Consider the following 13,821-nt stretch of genomic DNA (forward strand, 5'->3'; position numbering starts at 1 on the left):
GTCACTCCTTCGTGATGGTGAAGTTGAAGACGCCCGAGTCGAAGTGGTTGTACGACTCGTAGTCGATCAGATCGTAGAGATCGGCGCGGTGCTGCATCTCGCCGAGCTTCGAGGTCAGGTGCCCCTCGTCGTTCAGAGTATCCAGTGCGCGGCCGGCAGCCCCCATCGAGATGCGCAACAGCGACACCGGCCAGATGACCAGGTTCACTCCGGCGTCGCGGAGGCTGTCGACGGAGAACAGCTCGCTCTTGCCGAACTCGGTCATGTTCGCCAGGATCGGCACGTCGAGCGCCTCGGCCATCGCCTCGAACTCGCCCAGGGTGCGCATCGCCTCGGGGAACACGGCGTCGGCGCCGGCATCCACCAGCGCCTTCGCGCGGTCGATCGCGGCGTCCAACCCCTCGACGGCCCGGATGTCGGTGCGCGCCATGATGAGGAAGTTCTCGTCGCGGCGGGCGTCGGCCGCCGCACGGATCCGCTTGATCGCGGTGTTCTCGTCGACCACGGCCTTGCCGTCGAGGTGACCGCAGCGCTTCGGGTTGATCTGGTCCTCGATGTGGGTGCCGGCGAGACCCGCGTCTTCGAGCTCCTGGATCGTGCGGGCGACGTTCATCGGTTCCCCGAAGCCGGTGTCGGCGTCGACGATCGCGGGGAGGTCGGTCATGCGGGCGATCTGCTTGGCGCGGCCGGCGACCTCGGTGAGCGTGGTGAGGCCGATGTCGGGGAGCCCCAGGTCGGCGGAGAGCACGGCGCCGGAGATGTAGACGCCGTCGAAGCCCTTCTGCTCGATCAGTCGGGCGCTCAGCGGATTGAACGCGCCGGGGAAGCGCAGCAGCTCCCCGGAGGCCAGTCGCTCCCGGAAGAGGCGCCTCTTCTCGGCAGGTGTGACGGGGGAGTACAGCATCAGAACAGACCCTTCGGGGCGTCGGCGGCTTCGAGCAGTCCGGGCTTCGCGACGATCGACAATTCGCCGACCTCGGCAGCGGTCAGTTCGGGCAGGCGCTGGACGAGGGCGAGGAAACGCTCGATCTCGGCGGGCTCGAGCACGGGCTCCGCCAGCAGACGGAACTTCGCGATGTAGTTCTCGCGGGCGAACGGGCGCGCTCCGAGGGGGTGCGCATCGGCCACGGCGATCTCGTCCACCACGACCTCACCGTCGGTGAGGCGGATCTCGACGCGACCGCCGAACGCCTTCTCGGCCGGGTCCTCGGAGTGGTAGCGGCGCGTCCACTCGGCATCCTCGGCCGTGGTGATCTTGTGCCACAGCGCGACCGTGTCGGCGCGACCAGCGCGCTCGGGGGCATAGGAGCCGACGTGGTGCCAGCCGCCGTCCTGCAGGGCCACCGCGAAGATGTACGGCACCGAGTGGTCGAGGGTCTCGCGCGACGCGGTGGGGTCGTACTTCTGCGGGTCGTTCGCGCCCGAGCCGATCACGTTGTGCGTGTGGTGGCTGGTGTGGATGACGATGGACTCGATGTTCGCAGGGTCGCGCAGCGCGGGGTTCTGCAGGCCGAGCTTGCGGGCGAGGTCGATCAGCGCCTGCGCCTGGTACTCGGCGGAGTGCTCCTTCGTGTACGAGTCCAGGATCGCGCGCTTGGGCTCGCCGGCGGCGGGCAGCGGCACGTCGTACGAGGCGTCCTTGCCGTCGAGCATCCACGCGATCACGCCGTCTTCACCTTCGTAGATCGGCGCGGGGCTGGTCTGACCGCGCATCGCCCGGTCGACCGCCTCGACGGCCATCTTCCCGGCGAAGGCCGGGGCGTGCGCCTTCCAGGTGGAGATCTCACCCTTGCGGCTCTGGCGGGTGGCAGTCGTGGTGTGCAGCGCTTGGCCGACCGCCTGGTAGATCGTCTCGACGTCGAGACCGAGGAGAGTGCCGATACCGGCGGCCGCGGACGGGCCGAGGTGGGCGACGTGGTCGATCTTGTGCTTGTGCAGGCAGATCGCGCGCACCAGGTCCATCTGGATCTCGTAGCCGGTGGCGATGCCGCGCACCAGAGCCTGGCCGTCCTTGCCGGTGTGCTGAGCGACCGCGAGGATCGGCGGGATGTTGTCGCCGGGGTGCGAGTACTCGGCTGCGAGGAACGTGTCGTGGTAGTCGAGTTCACGCACGGCGACGCCGTTCGCCCAGGCCGCCCACTCGGGGCTGGTGCGGTGGTCGAGCTCGGCGCCGAAGAGGTTCGCGCCGACGCCGCCGGTCGAGACGGGGTGGCTGAACGCCTGCGCACGAGCCGCGTTGATCGGCGCACGGGTGAGGGAAGCGGCGGCCACCGACGCGTTGTCGATGATGCGGTTGATGATCATGTCGACGACGGGCTGCTCGACCTCGACCCGGTCGGCGGCGACCTCGGCGATCTTCCAGGCGAGCTGGTCTTCCCTGGCGAGGTTCTCGTCGCTGCGGTGCACACGGACGTGGTGGCTGACGGTCATTTCTTATCCTTCACTGTTACGGGAATCGAGGGAGTCGAGGATGCCGGCGAGCGCGTTGTGCAGGTGCACGTGCGTGGCATGGGCGGCGAGGTCGCCGTCGCGGGCGGCGAGTGCTTCCGCGATGGTGCGGTGCTCGGCGGCGGAGGCGGCGAGTCGGGCCGGCTTGTCCCTGGCCATCCGCCGCACTCTCACGAGGTGGGTGCGCACGGTGCGCAGCGCGGAGGCGATGTAGTCGTTGGCGACGGCCGCGTCGAGGGCCGCGTCGAAGCGGGCGATGAGCGCGTAATAGGCGTCTCGGCCCTCGACGGCGTCGAGGTCGACATGCGCGAACTCGTCGGCGAGGGCTGCGAAGAGCTGCGCGTCGCCCCGGGCGGCGGCGAGGCGTGCCGAGGATTCCTCGAGCGCCCGACGGATCTCGAAGAGGGAGCGGATGTCGTCGGCGTCGAGGTCTGCCACGACGGTGACGCGCGGAGACTGCTGCACCACGAGCCCGTCGGCGATCAGGCGACGGAGCGCCTCGCGCATCGGTGTACGGCTCACTCCCAGGCGCTCGGCCTGCTCGACCTCGCCGAGCACGAAGCCGGCCGGCAGGGCACCGGACTGGATGCCGTCGAGCAGCGCCGCATACGCGCGGTCACCCGCGGAGGTGCGTTCAGCGACGAGACTCATCCCCTCAGTGTATACATAAACCCGCCCTGCGCTCCTCCTCTCACCCCCTGCGCCGACTGTACGTATACAAAACCCCGCTCCGGTCGGGAGGGGCGGGTTCGCCGAGCTTCACCACGACCACGCCGATCAACACCAGCACACCGCCGAAGGCCTGCAGCAGGTCGGGGAGCTGGCCGAGCAGCAGCCAGCCGAACAGCAGCGCGGCCACGACCTCCGCGAGTGCGACGAAGGAAGCGAGCCGCGACCCCAGCATGCGCGTCGAGGCGATGCCCAGCAGATAGGCGAGAGCGGTCGCCACCACCCCCATCGCGAGCACCGGGACGAACCAGGGAACACTGCCGAACCGGTAGGAGATGTCGTCGGTCGTCCATGCGATCGGCAGCACGCCGATCGCGCCGGCCGCAGTGAGCCCGAGCGCTCCGAGCAGGAGCCCGCTGCCGGCCAGGGCGAGGGGCGGCAAACCCGTGTCGGCCTTGGCGGACAGCACGAAGTAGGCGGCAGCGCCCACCATGGCGCCGAGGGCCCACAGGATTCCGGGCACGTTGACGTCGGCACCCGTGAGGACGTCGAGCATGAGCACGAGCCCGACGAAAGCGATCGCCGCACCGAGCAGGCTCTTGCGGCTCGGCCGCTCCCCTCTCCGCAGCCAGAGCCACAGCAGTACCGCGACCGGGGCGGTGTACTCGATGAGCAGCGCCAGCCCGACGTCCATCACCGCGACCGCCTGGAAGTAGAAGAGCTGGGTCGCGGCGACCGCGAGCAGCCCGTAGGCGAGGATCATGCCCGCATTGCGCCGCAGCAGCGTCCACCGTCCTCGCAGCGACAGGATCGTGGGGACGAGCAGCACGAGGGCGGCGACCCAGATGCGCGCGGTGACGGCGGCACCGGGACTCCACCCTGCGTCGATGAGCCCCCGCGCCCATCCGCCCGACATGCCGAAGGCGAAGGCCGCGGCGAGGGCGAGCGGCAGCCCGAGACGCACACCCCTGGCGGAGTGCACAACCGCGTCATTGCTCACCGTACTCATGATCGATGACGCTACTCCCGCGCGTTGTAACATGTCAATATGATCTTCACCGATGACACGGAAGAGGCGTTGCGCTCCGCGGTCTGGCTCGCGAACTCGGCGGAGCAGCCGGACACGCTCACCGACATCGACGACGAGGGCACCTTCCTCCACGAATTCCCCTACACCGGCCGCCTGGACCGCGATGAGGCCGAGGTCGCCTCGCTTCGCGGACTGCGTCCCCGGCTCCGTTCGATGCTGCTGGCGCCGCGCGACGAGATGGCCGCGCACGTCAACGACGCCCTCGCGGAGTCCCGCCTCACCCCCGCGCTGCGCCGTCATGACGGCGTGGACTGGCATCTGCACGCGGTGGCGGACGAGCAGCCCCTTGCCGAACGCATCCTGATCGAGACCGCGATGGCCCTGATCGACGTCATCCGTGCCGACGAGGGCTCGCGCCTCACCGTCTGCGAGGACGACACCTGCCGGGCCATCGCGCTCGACCTCTCCCGCAACCGCTCGAAGCGCTATTGCTCCACCACGTGCGCGAACCGCAACGCCGTCGCCGCCTACCGCGCGCGCCGCGCCGACTCCTGAGCCGACGCAGAATCCTGAGCCGACGCCAACCCCTGAGCCTGAGCCGGCGCAGGAGCCTCCTCCGACATACCCGCGCCGACACCCGCCATGCGCGGGCGGGAGTGCTTCCGCCAGGCCAGCGGTGAACGACCGAAGCGCCGGCGGAAGGCTCGCGAGAACGCCGCCTCCGATTCGAACCCGACCGCATGCGCGACGGCACCGACCGCCATCGCCGTGGTCTCGAGGAGCTTCGAGGCGGCAAGCATCCGACGCTCCGCCACGTAGGCGGCAGGCGACTGACCGACGACGGCGGTGAACCGGTGGGCGAAGGCGGACCGCGACTGGTGCGTCAGGGCTGCGAGGTCGTCGACCGTCCACGGATGCTCGGGACTACGGTGGATCGCCGCCAAGGCCGGCGCGAGGGTCTGGTCGAGTGCGGTGGCCAGCCACCCCGGCTCGACCTTGTCGGAGGCCGACCACTCCCGCAGGGCATGGATGAAGACCAGGTCCAGGATGCGCGAGATCATGATGCACGCGCCGGGTCGGCGCTGTCCGAGCTCATCGAGCAGCAGTCGCAGGCTCAGCGCCAGCCACTCGTTTCCCGGCCGGGCCGACGATATGTGCACCACCGGGGGAAGAGCAGCCATCGACGGGCCGCCGAGCTCGCTCTGCGCGCGGAACTCGCCGGTGACCCAGCCCGGCGCCGCCTCCGCGCCGGTGCCGCGGTCGGACTCGACCAGCTCGCGGGCGGGGACCGTCGAATCGGCGGTGGCGATGCTGTGCGCGAGCCCCTGACGGACCAGCACGAAATCACGGGGCTCGAGCACGATCGGCATCGCCTGACCGTCGACCCGGACGATCAGCCGCGAGTCGACGGCGAAGTGCACTCGAGTGACGCCCGAGGGGATGTCCACGTGGAAAGGAGCGGGCGGCGCGTAGAGCATCGCGTCCCGCCCGTCCAGGCGAGCGTGCAGGAGTGCTTCCGAGAGCGCATCCACGGCATGATCGGTAGTCGATGCAGGATCGGCATGTTTTCGCAGGTCATCAGTCATGGTTTTTGCCCCAGAGTCCAACCTACTCTCTTCTTGGTTCCAGACCAGGAACCAATCGAAGGTCACGCGCGCACTGCACGAGCGACCGCGAAAGACAGGAGACGAACATGTCCGACAAGCCCGCCATCGTCCTGGTCCACGGCTTCTGGGGAGGGGCAGCTCACTGGGGTCCCCTGATCCTCGAACTCCGTCGCCGCGGCTACGACGATCTGCACGCGGTCGAGAACCCGCTCACCTCCCTCGCCGACGACGCAGAGCGCACGCAGAAGATGGTCCGTCAGATCGACGGTCCCGTCCTCCTCGTCGGGCACTCCTAAGGCGGCGCCGTCATCACGGAGGCCGGCGACCTGCCCAACGTGGTGGGCCTCGTCTACGTGGCGGCGTTCGCCCCCGACGCCGGCGAGAGCGCAGGGCAGATCACTCAGGAGAACCCACCGGCCGCGGTCGACGCCATCGCCCCCGACTCGGACGGCTATCTGTGGATCGCACAGGACCGCTTCCACGAGAGCTTCGCCCAGGACCTCTCCGCCGACGACGCGCTGGTCATGGCCGTCACCCAGAAGGCCCCCCTGGGGTCGACGTTCGGTGACACCGTGACGGCGCCCGCATGGAAGGCGAAGCCCACCTGGTACCAGGTCTCGACCGCCGACCGGATGATCAATCCCGACAACGAACGACGCATGGCGACGCGCATGAACCCGCGTCAGATCATCGAGCTCGACGCGAGCCACGCCTCCCTTGCGTCGCAGCCGGCCGCGATCGCCGACCTCATCGATGCCGCGGTCGCGGGGTCCAGCCTGAGCTGACGCGACGGCGGGGCGCCTCACTTTCGAATCGCGCGAATAGTTGCATCTGACGCTCGGATCCAATCATTCGCGCGATTCGAAGGGCCGGGAGATCTGGACGCAACCTGTCATAACAGGTAGGGTGAACCTGTCATTACAGGTTGCGCAGCGTCGCAGCACCCGTTACGAGGAGCACCGATGCCCGAGTTCCACGCCCCGCCGATCTCCCCCCTGGCGATCGCCTTCGACGCCGAGAAGCTCACGCTCTCGCCCGAAGGGCCGACTCTCACCCGGCGGATGTCCGACCTCGAAGGGCTCTTCCTCGACGCAGAGGCCTGGGCAACGGCATCAGCCGGCGAGAACCCCGTGGTCTACACCGTGGTCAGCTCCCCCGTGCCCGAGGTCGACCGCGAGCTGCCCCAGTCGATCACCACGATCATGCCCGGGGACACGAGCGGAGAGCTCTGGATGACCAAGGGCCACCAGCACCCGAACCATCAGGGCGAGATCTACCTGGCGCTGAAAGGTCGCGGCGGACTGCTCATGTTCGACGGCGAGCGCACCGAATGGCTCGACATGCTCCCTGGCACGATCGGCTACATCCCGCCTGGGTGGGCGCACCGCTCGGTGAACACCGGCGACGAGCCGTACTCCTTCCTCGCGGTGTACCCGGGTGGAGCGGGCCACGACTACGGCTGGGTGCTGGAGCACGGGATGGGTTCGCGGGCTTACCGGTCGCCCGAGGGCGTCGAGCTGCGTCCGTACGCGGGATAGGCGCCGCCATGATCATCGCGCACGACCTGGGCACGACGGGGAACAAGGCCTCCCTGCACCACGACGACGGCCGGATCGTCGCCTCGGTCACCGTCGCCTACCCCGCGCACTTCGCCGCGGGCGGCGTCGCCGAGCAGAACCCGGACGACTGGTGGAACGCGGTCGTCGCCGCCACACGTGACCTGATCGCCCGCACCAGCACGCCCACGAGCGACATCGTCGGACTCGTGGTGAGCGGACAGATGATGGGCGCCGTCCTCCTCGATGCCGAGGGCGAGCCCGCGCGACCGGCGATCATCTGGGCCGACACGAGAGCCGGAGCCCAGCAGCGCGAGCTCGAGGACGCGATCGGCGCCGAACGCGCGTACGGGATCCTGGGGCACCGTCTGAACCCCACCTACTCGGTCGAGAAGATCATGTGGGTGCGCGACAACGAGCCCGACGTCTGGGCGCGCGTGCGCCGGGTCTGTGTCGCGAAGGACTTCATCGTGCTGCGCCTCACCGGGCGTCTGGCGACGGACCGTTCCGACGCGTCAGGCACCAACGCCTACGACCAGGCGGCCGGCACCTGGTCGGACGAGGTGCTGCGGGCCGCACGCCTCGACCGCGCGCTGTTCCCCGAGATCCTCGAGTCGACGCAGATCGCGGGAGCGCTGACGGATGCCGCTGCGACCTCGCTCGGGCTGCACACGGGCGTGCGTGTGGTGATGGGCGGCGGCGACGGCCCCCTGGCCGCGGTCGGATCGGGCGTGGTCGCTCCGGAGGACGGCGCCTACGTGTGCCTCGGCACCTCGTCGTGGATCTCGTTCGCAGCGGACGCTCCGCTGCACGATCCGGGAATGCGCACCTTCACGTTCGACAACGTCGTCCCCGGCTCGTTCGTGCCCACGGCGACCATGCAGGCCGGCGGTGCCTCCGTGCAGTGGATCGCCGAGGCCCTCTCCCCCGACCCCGCCCACCCGGAGACCGGACGGCTGACGGCCGAGGCCTCCGCCGATGTCGACACCGACGACCTCTACTTCCTCCCGTACCTGCTCGGTGAGCGCTCCCCGCTGTGGGCCCCGGACGCCCGTGGCGCATTCGTCGGTCTCTCGCGACACCACGGTCGGGCCCACCTCGTTCGCGCCGTGCTGGAGGGCACCGCGTTCAACCTGCTCAGCTGCATCCAGGCATTCCGCGCGTCGGGCGCCGTGATCGACCGCATCGATGCGGTCGGCGGCGGAGCGCAGAGCGACGTGTACCTGTCGGTGCTCGCCGACGTCTGGGGAGTTCCCGTTCGTCGCCGCACGATCGTCGAGGAGGCGAACAGCCTCGGAGCCGCCGTGACGGCCGCGGTCGGGCTCGGGATCACCGACTTCTCGGCAGCACGTGCCCTCAGCGAGGTCACCGCCGAGTTCGCCCCGGATGCCGGCCGCCATGCCGTGTACGCCGAACGGCACGCGCGGTTCACGGATGCCTACGCGGCCCTCGCGCCGTGGTTCGCCGGACGGCCGCGCTGATGGCTGTGATCCTCGTCACCAGCCGATCCTTCTCGGACGGCGACCTCGATCTGGTGGAGCGGGCAGCGCAGTCCGGACACCGCGTCCTCCGCGGGCCCGCGCACCACGACATGGACGAGCTGCGGTCGCTGCTGCACGGCGCCGATGCCTGGATCGCAGGAACCGGCGCCATCACCGATGCGCACCTCGCCGCGGCCCCGAAGCTCAAGATCGTCGCCCGTTACGGAGTGGGCACCGAGTCGGTCGACCTCGCTGCCGCGCGTGCTCGCGGCATCCCCGTGACGAACACCCCCGGCGCGAACGCCGACGCCGTGGCCGATCACGCGGTCAGTCTGATGCTGGCCGCGCTGCGGTTCGTGCCGGACGGCGACCGCCGGGTGCGCGCGGGCGACTGGGGGGTTCGGCGCGGACGGGAGCTCGGCGCCGCCACGGTCGGCATCGTCGGCTTCGGCCGGATCGGCCAGGGCGTCGCTGCGCGTCTGAGCGGCTTCGGTCCGCGCGTGCTCGCGGCCGACCCGTTCGTGCCCGACGACGTGGTGCGCGCCCGCGGGGCGGAACCCGCCTCGGTCGACGACCTGTTCCGCGCGGCCGACGTGATCACTCTGCACGCCCCGGGCGGCCAGCGACTCGTCGATGCGGAGCGCCTCGCCGGCATGCGGCCAGGCACGGTGCTGGTCAACACCGCCCGAGGGGACCTGGTCGACGAGGCCGCAGTGGCCAGGGCACTGCACGACGGCGTGCTCGCCGGTTACGCGGCCGACACGCTCGACGGGGACACCGCAGCGCACGCGAGTCCCCTGCTCGCGCCGGAGCTCGCCGACCGGGTCATCGTGACCCCGCACCTCGGCGCGCAGACCACCCAGGCGGTCGACAACATGGGCTCCCTCTCGCTCGCCGACGTGATCGCCGTCCTCTCCGGCGGCGAGCCCGCGCATCCCGTCCCGATCCCCGCCTCCGAGGAGACCCGATGACCACCGCCTCCGACGCCGTGACCTCCGCATCCGGCACCGCCTCCGCCGACTACATGGGCTTCGTCGGGGTGACCACCGCCTCGTCGTCGATCATGAAGGTGTTCCCGCTCTGGGCCGACATCCTCGACCTGCCGACGCGCACCCTGGTCGGTCACGACCTGCCGATGGATGCCGACCCGGCGCAGTATCGCGCGATGGTCGAGCAGATCCGCGACGATCCGCACCACCGCGGGGCCCTGGTGACCACGCACAAGATGAACGTGTTCGCCGCCGCCTCCGACCTGTTCGACGAACTCGACCCGTTCGCGGTGTCGTGCTCCGAGATCTCCAGCATCTCCAAGCGGGGGCGGACGCTGTCGGGGAGGGCCAAGGACCCGATCACGGTCGACCTCGCGCTGAACGACTTCCTGCCCACGGACCACTTCACCCGCACGGGGGCTGCGGTCGTGATCCTGGGGGCCGGAGGCTCGGGCACCGCGCTCAGCTGGGCTCTCGCCGAACGCCCCGACGCCCCGTCGAGGATCACAGTGACCGCCCGCACGCAGGACAAGCTCGACCACCTGCGCGAGGTGCACCGCCAGCACGGCACCCGTGAGGGGTTGATCGAATACGTCGTCACCACGACGCCGGAAGAAGCCGATGCCCTCGTCGCGGCTGCGCCGGCCGGCTCGGTGATCGCCAATGCGACGGGACTCGGGAAGGACCGCCCCGGCTCCCCCCTGACCGACGCGGTGGTGTTCCCCGATGGCGCGTACGCGTGGGAGTTCAACTACCGCGGCTCGCTCGAGTTCCTCCATCAGGCCGAAGCGCAGGCCACGTTTCGCGACCTGCACGTGGTCGACGGCTGGCGCTACTTCATCCACGGCTGGTCGCAGGTCGTCGCCGACGTGTTCGAGCTCGATCTCACACCCGAGACCGTCGAGCGACTCGCCGAGGCCGCGGAGTCGGTGCGCTGATGTCCGCCGTCGTCCGCACGGTGCTCGGGGACATCGCCCCGGCGCTGCTCGGGCGCGTGGACTACCACGAGCACCTGTTCCAGGTGTCGCCGCTGCTGCCGGGAGACGAGCTCGACGACGAGAAGGCCTCGGGCGAAGAGGCGGCGCTGCTGCAGGCGAGCGGATTCGAGGCGATGGTGGATGCCACCCCCTTCGGTGTCGGCCGCGACGCCTCCGCCCTGGCGCGGATCAGTGCGTCGACCGGACTGCACATCGTCGCGACGACCGGCCGACACCGTGAAGCCCACTACGGCGCAGACCATCCGATACAGGTGTGGACCGCCGACCGTCTGGCCGCCCTCTTCATCGCCGACATCACACGCGGCATGCCCGCCGACGACGCGGAGCTCTTCGAGGCCCCAGAGGTGTCCATCGCCGCAGCGCCCGACGGCGCACCCGTGCGCGCCGGGATGCTCAAGGGCGGCGCCGACTACTGGCGCATCAGCCCGTTCGAGCGCACCACGCTGGTCGCGGTGGCCGAGGCGCACCGCGCGACGGGGGCGCCGGTCATGGTGCACCTGGAATTCGGCACGGCGGCTCACGAGGTGCTCGATCTGCTCGCGGCCGAGGGGGTGTCCGCCGACCGCGTCGTGCTCGCACACGCCGACCGCGACCCCGATCCCGGCCTGCACGTCTCCCTCGCGGAACGCGGAGCCCACCTCGGCTACGACGGCTTCGCACGACCCCGCACCCGCTCCGATGCCGAGCTGCTCGCCCTGACGGTCGCTGTCGTGGAGCGCGGCGCCGGGGACCGGATCGTGCTCGGTGGCGACGTGGCTCGTCGCACGCGGTACGTCGCCTACGGCGGCATGCCAGGACTCGCCTACCTCGGCGAGCGCTACCTCCCACGCCTGCGCGACGCGATCGGCGACGAAGCCGTGCACCGGATGCTCGCGACCACACCGGCCCGACTGCTGACGCTCTCCACCTGAACCCGAGCATGGGCCGGAACAAGAGCATGCACATGGGCATCCACATCCGCATCCGACAGCCCCGAGGAGACACCGTGTCAGAGCCGACCGTCCTGCATGCCACCTTCACTGCACGACCAGGCACCGGGGACATGGTGGCCACCCTGCTGCGTGCGTTCGCCGATGTCGTGCGCGCCGAGGAGGGCAACCTCGTCTTCGACGCGTCCCGGCTCGTCGACGATCCCGACCGCTTCTTCGTGTACGAGGTCTACCGCGATGAGGCGGCCTTCCACGCCCATCTCTCCGCCCCCGCCGGTGTCCCCTTCAACACCGCGCTGCAGGAGCTCATCGTCGAACCCTCGTCGCAGCTCACCTTCCTCCGTCGGATCTGACGATCCGTCGCCGTCAGCGATCGAGCCGAGGATCCCGCAAGGACGCCATCGCCTCGACGAGGCTTTCGTGGATGTACTCGAGCTCGGGTGACGTGAAGCTCGACCAGTCCGCCTCGGCGGCATCGCGGTCGTCCGCGCCCGCGTCTTCCGCCGATCCGTTCCACGTGGATGCGTCCGTTCCGTCCGCGTCCCACGTCTGCTCCTGCGGAACGTGGGCGTATACCCACCAGAGATTTCCCGAGGGATCGGCGAAGCGCGAGAACGTGTCTCCGAAGAAGTCCGTCGGCCGGGTCACGATACGGGCGCCGAGTCCGACGGCTCGTGCGAGCGTTCCCTCGACGTCGTCGACGTACACCTGTATGAATCCGGGGGTGAAGGGCCAGTCCGGCTTACGGTCGGCGACCGTGATGACGGAGTCGCCGATGCGCAGCTCGGAATGCAGGATGAGTCCGTCGGTGTCGACGGTGCGGGCCTCGGGGACATCGGTCGCCCTGAAGACCTCGATCACGAAGTCGATGATGCGGGCGGCGTCATCGGTCATGAGGAAGGGGTTGATGGTGTTCGATCCAGCCGGGCGGGCGGGTGTGCTGCTCATGGTGTGAGTCCTTTCGTCGCGATCACTCTGACAGTCACCGCGGACAGATCCTGACCTCGATTCCCGGACTCGATCGTGGAATTCCATCCCCCGCCCGCGTCCGGACACGAAGAAGCCCCCCACCCGAAGGTGAGGGGCTTCTTCAGCGTTGCGGTGTCACTCGTAGAGCACGGCCGCGATCTTCTCATCGTCGATGTTGCTCTTGTCGTACCAGTACGAACCGGTGTCGTAGAACTTCTCGACGGAGTCGCCGTTGGCGGCGTCGTAGGCGGCCTGCACGACCTGCGCGCCGATGCCGATCGGGTCCTGCGTGATGGCGCCGGCCATGGTGCCGTCCTTGATGGCGTTGATCTGCGCTGCGCCGGAGTCGAAGCCGACGATCGTGATCTTGCCCTTCTCGAGGCCCAGCTCGTTCACGGCGTTCACGACACCGATGGCGGAGCCTTCGTTGGTGCCGTAGATGCCCTTGAGGTCGGGGTGGGCCGCGATCAGGGTCTTGGCGATGTCGGCCGACTTGAGGTGGTCGCCGTCACCGTACTGGATGTCGACGATCTCGATGTCGGGGTAGTCCGCCTCGATCTTGTCGACGAAGCCGTCGCGGCGCTCGACACCGGTCGAGTTGATCTGCGAGTGACCGACGATGGCGACCTGGCCCTCGCCGCCGATCAGGTCGGCCATGTGCTCGGCAGCGAGCGCACCGGCGACCTTGCTGTCGGTGGCCGACAGGCTGAGCCCGACGTCGCCGTTGCAGGGGGCGTCGAAGTAGACGACGGGGATGTCCTTCGCCTTGGCCTGCTCGAGCGGGGCGACGCACGCCTCGGGGTCGAGGGCGGCGTAGGCGATGGCGTCCGGGTTCTTGTCGATCGCGGCGGTCAGCATCTCGAGCTGCTGCGCGATCTCGGTCTCGGCGGCAGGACCCTCGAACGTGATCTTCACGCCGAGCTCCTTCGCCTTGTCCTCCGCTCCCTTCTTGACGGCCTGCCAGAACTGGTGCTGGAAGCCCTTCGAGACCATGGCGATGTACATCTCGCCGTCGCTGCTGCCGCCGCTGCTCGAGCCCTCTTCGATCACGTCGCCGCCTCCGCCGGCACAGCCGGCGAACACCAGTGCGGATGCGGCCACCAGGGCCACGAGTGCGGTCTTCTTCCCGAATTTCATGAAAACTC

At 69.5% G+C, this 13,821-nt stretch carries 14 protein-coding genes and 1 pseudogene; 8 read left to right on the plus strand and 7 right to left on the minus strand.

Annotation, left to right across the window (positions count from 1 at the left end):
• Position 1: 1 nt before the first annotated feature.
• Genes prpB through ABRP18_RS15740 form a run of 4 tightly spaced genes read right to left on the minus strand, consistent with a single transcriptional unit; the run spans position 2 to position 4,126 of the window.
• Positions 2-904 carry a methylisocitrate lyase gene (gene prpB, locus ABRP18_RS15725; RefSeq protein WP_349884988.1) on the minus strand — a complete coding sequence of 301 codons (903 nt, stop codon included), beginning with the start codon at positions 902-904 and terminating at the stop codon, positions 2-4.
• Positions 904-2,430, minus strand: coding sequence for an MmgE/PrpD family protein (locus ABRP18_RS15730; protein ID WP_349884989.1), 1,527 nt, complete (start codon positions 2,428-2,430; stop codon positions 904-906). The genes prpB and ABRP18_RS15730 overlap by 1 nt, the downstream gene beginning before the upstream one ends.
• A 3-nt stretch (positions 2,431-2,433) precedes the next feature.
• A complete protein-coding gene (locus ABRP18_RS15735; RefSeq protein WP_061017003.1) occupies positions 2,434-3,099 on the minus strand; it encodes a GntR family transcriptional regulator in 666 nt (221 codons plus the stop codon).
• Between the two features lie 40 nt (positions 3,100-3,139).
• Positions 3,140-4,126 (minus strand): DMT family transporter, encoded by a 987-nt coding sequence (locus tag ABRP18_RS15740; RefSeq protein WP_127012716.1) that lies wholly within the window; start codon positions 4,124-4,126, stop codon positions 3,140-3,142.
• A 39-nt stretch (positions 4,127-4,165) separates the two neighbouring features.
• Here ABRP18_RS15740 and ABRP18_RS15745 point away from each other — a divergent pair, with 39 nt between their 5' ends.
• A complete protein-coding gene (locus tag ABRP18_RS15745) occupies positions 4,166-4,702 on the plus strand; it encodes a CGNR zinc finger domain-containing protein (RefSeq protein ID WP_349884990.1) in 537 nt (178 codons plus the stop codon).
• Here the strand turns inward: ABRP18_RS15745 and ABRP18_RS15750 are convergent.
• A complete protein-coding gene (locus ABRP18_RS15750; RefSeq protein WP_374168949.1) occupies positions 4,675-5,733 on the minus strand; it encodes an AraC family transcriptional regulator in 1,059 nt (352 codons plus the stop codon). The two genes, ABRP18_RS15745 and ABRP18_RS15750, sit on opposite strands and share 28 nt — an antisense overlap.
• A gap of 107 nt (positions 5,734-5,840) precedes the next feature.
• Between ABRP18_RS15750 and ABRP18_RS15755 the strand changes: the two are divergent.
• The 7 genes and pseudogenes from ABRP18_RS15755 to ABRP18_RS15785 all read left to right on the plus strand — a co-directional run bounded on the left by ABRP18_RS15755 (position 5,841) and on the right by ABRP18_RS15785 (position 12,060).
• Positions 5,841-6,539, plus strand: a pseudogene (locus ABRP18_RS15755) (alpha/beta hydrolase).
• Positions 6,540-6,716: 177 nt separating this feature from the next.
• Entirely contained in the window at positions 6,717-7,292 is a 576-nt protein-coding gene (locus ABRP18_RS15760) for a glucose-6-phosphate isomerase family protein (protein ID WP_046747538.1), read from the plus strand.
• Between the two features lie 8 nt (positions 7,293-7,300).
• A complete protein-coding gene (gene xylB / locus ABRP18_RS15765; protein WP_349884992.1) occupies positions 7,301-8,791 on the plus strand; it encodes a xylulokinase in 1,491 nt (496 codons plus the stop codon).
• Positions 8,791-9,762, plus strand: coding sequence for a phosphoglycerate dehydrogenase (locus ABRP18_RS15770; RefSeq protein ID WP_218867285.1), 972 nt, complete (start codon positions 8,791-8,793; stop codon positions 9,760-9,762). The genes xylB and ABRP18_RS15770 overlap by 1 nt, the downstream gene beginning before the upstream one ends.
• A complete protein-coding gene (locus ABRP18_RS15775; protein ID WP_179515771.1) occupies positions 9,759-10,718 on the plus strand; it encodes a shikimate dehydrogenase in 960 nt (319 codons plus the stop codon). Before ABRP18_RS15770 ends, ABRP18_RS15775 begins: the two co-directional genes overlap by 4 nt.
• Complete coding sequence (locus ABRP18_RS15780; RefSeq protein ID WP_349884993.1) at positions 10,718-11,689, plus strand: aryldialkylphosphatase; 972 nt, start codon at positions 10,718-10,720, stop codon at positions 11,687-11,689. Before ABRP18_RS15775 ends, ABRP18_RS15780 begins: the two co-directional genes overlap by 1 nt.
• 74 nt (positions 11,690-11,763) lie before the next feature.
• On the plus strand, positions 11,764-12,060 hold the full coding sequence (locus tag ABRP18_RS15785) for a putative quinol monooxygenase (protein WP_242868693.1): 297 nt from the start codon (positions 11,764-11,766) through the stop codon (positions 12,058-12,060).
• 13 nt (positions 12,061-12,073) lie between these two features.
• Here the strand turns inward: ABRP18_RS15785 and ABRP18_RS15790 are convergent, their stop codons facing one another.
• Entirely contained in the window at positions 12,074-12,655 is a 582-nt protein-coding gene (locus tag ABRP18_RS15790) for a glyoxalase/bleomycin resistance/extradiol dioxygenase family protein (protein ID WP_058633101.1), read from the minus strand.
• A 156-nt stretch (positions 12,656-12,811) separates the two neighbouring features.
• Positions 12,812-13,813 (minus strand): ABC transporter substrate-binding protein, encoded by a 1,002-nt coding sequence (locus ABRP18_RS15795; RefSeq protein ID WP_058633100.1) that lies wholly within the window; start codon positions 13,811-13,813, stop codon positions 12,812-12,814.
• Positions 13,814-13,821: the final 8 nt, after the last annotated feature.

The sequence above is a fragment of the Microbacterium sp. WHRI 7836 genome, from assembly GCF_040223885.2.
GTDB classification, from domain to species: Bacteria; Actinomycetota; Actinomycetes; order Actinomycetales; family Microbacteriaceae; genus Microbacterium; species Microbacterium oxydans.

What these genes read in the sequence shown, in the direction of transcription:
- ABRP18_RS15795 (WP_058633100.1), bottom strand. Translation starts at nt 13,813, where the DNA reads ATGAAATTCGGGAAGAAGACCGCACTCGTGGCCCTGGTGGCCGCATCC.
- prpB (WP_349884988.1), bottom strand. Translation starts at nt 904, where the DNA reads ATGCTGTACTCCCCCGTCACACCTGCCGAGAAGAGGCGCCTCTTCCGG.
- ABRP18_RS15745 (WP_349884990.1), top strand. Translation starts at nt 4,166, where the DNA reads ATGATCTTCACCGATGACACGGAAGAGGCGTTGCGCTCCGCGGTCTGG.
- ABRP18_RS15780 (WP_349884993.1), top strand. Translation starts at nt 10,718, where the DNA reads ATGTCCGCCGTCGTCCGCACGGTGCTCGGGGACATCGCCCCGGCGCTG.
- ABRP18_RS15730 (WP_349884989.1), bottom strand. Translation starts at nt 2,430, where the DNA reads ATGACCGTCAGCCACCACGTCCGTGTGCACCGCAGCGACGAGAACCTC.
- ABRP18_RS15770 (WP_218867285.1), top strand. Translation starts at nt 8,791, where the DNA reads ATGGCTGTGATCCTCGTCACCAGCCGATCCTTCTCGGACGGCGACCTC.
- ABRP18_RS15790 (WP_058633101.1), bottom strand. Translation starts at nt 12,655, where the DNA reads ATGAGCAGCACACCCGCCCGCCCGGCTGGATCGAACACCATCAACCCC.
- ABRP18_RS15750 (WP_374168949.1), bottom strand. Translation starts at nt 5,733, where the DNA reads ATGACTGATGACCTGCGAAAACATGCCGATCCTGCATCGACTACCGAT.
- ABRP18_RS15735 (WP_061017003.1), bottom strand. Translation starts at nt 3,099, where the DNA reads ATGAGTCTCGTCGCTGAACGCACCTCCGCGGGTGACCGCGCGTATGCG.
- xylB (WP_349884992.1), top strand. Translation starts at nt 7,301, where the DNA reads ATGATCATCGCGCACGACCTGGGCACGACGGGGAACAAGGCCTCCCTG.
- ABRP18_RS15760 (WP_046747538.1), top strand. Translation starts at nt 6,717, where the DNA reads ATGCCCGAGTTCCACGCCCCGCCGATCTCCCCCCTGGCGATCGCCTTC.
- ABRP18_RS15775 (WP_179515771.1), top strand. Translation starts at nt 9,759, where the DNA reads ATGACCACCGCCTCCGACGCCGTGACCTCCGCATCCGGCACCGCCTCC.
- ABRP18_RS15740 (WP_127012716.1), bottom strand. Translation starts at nt 4,126, where the DNA reads ATGAGTACGGTGAGCAATGACGCGGTTGTGCACTCCGCCAGGGGTGTG.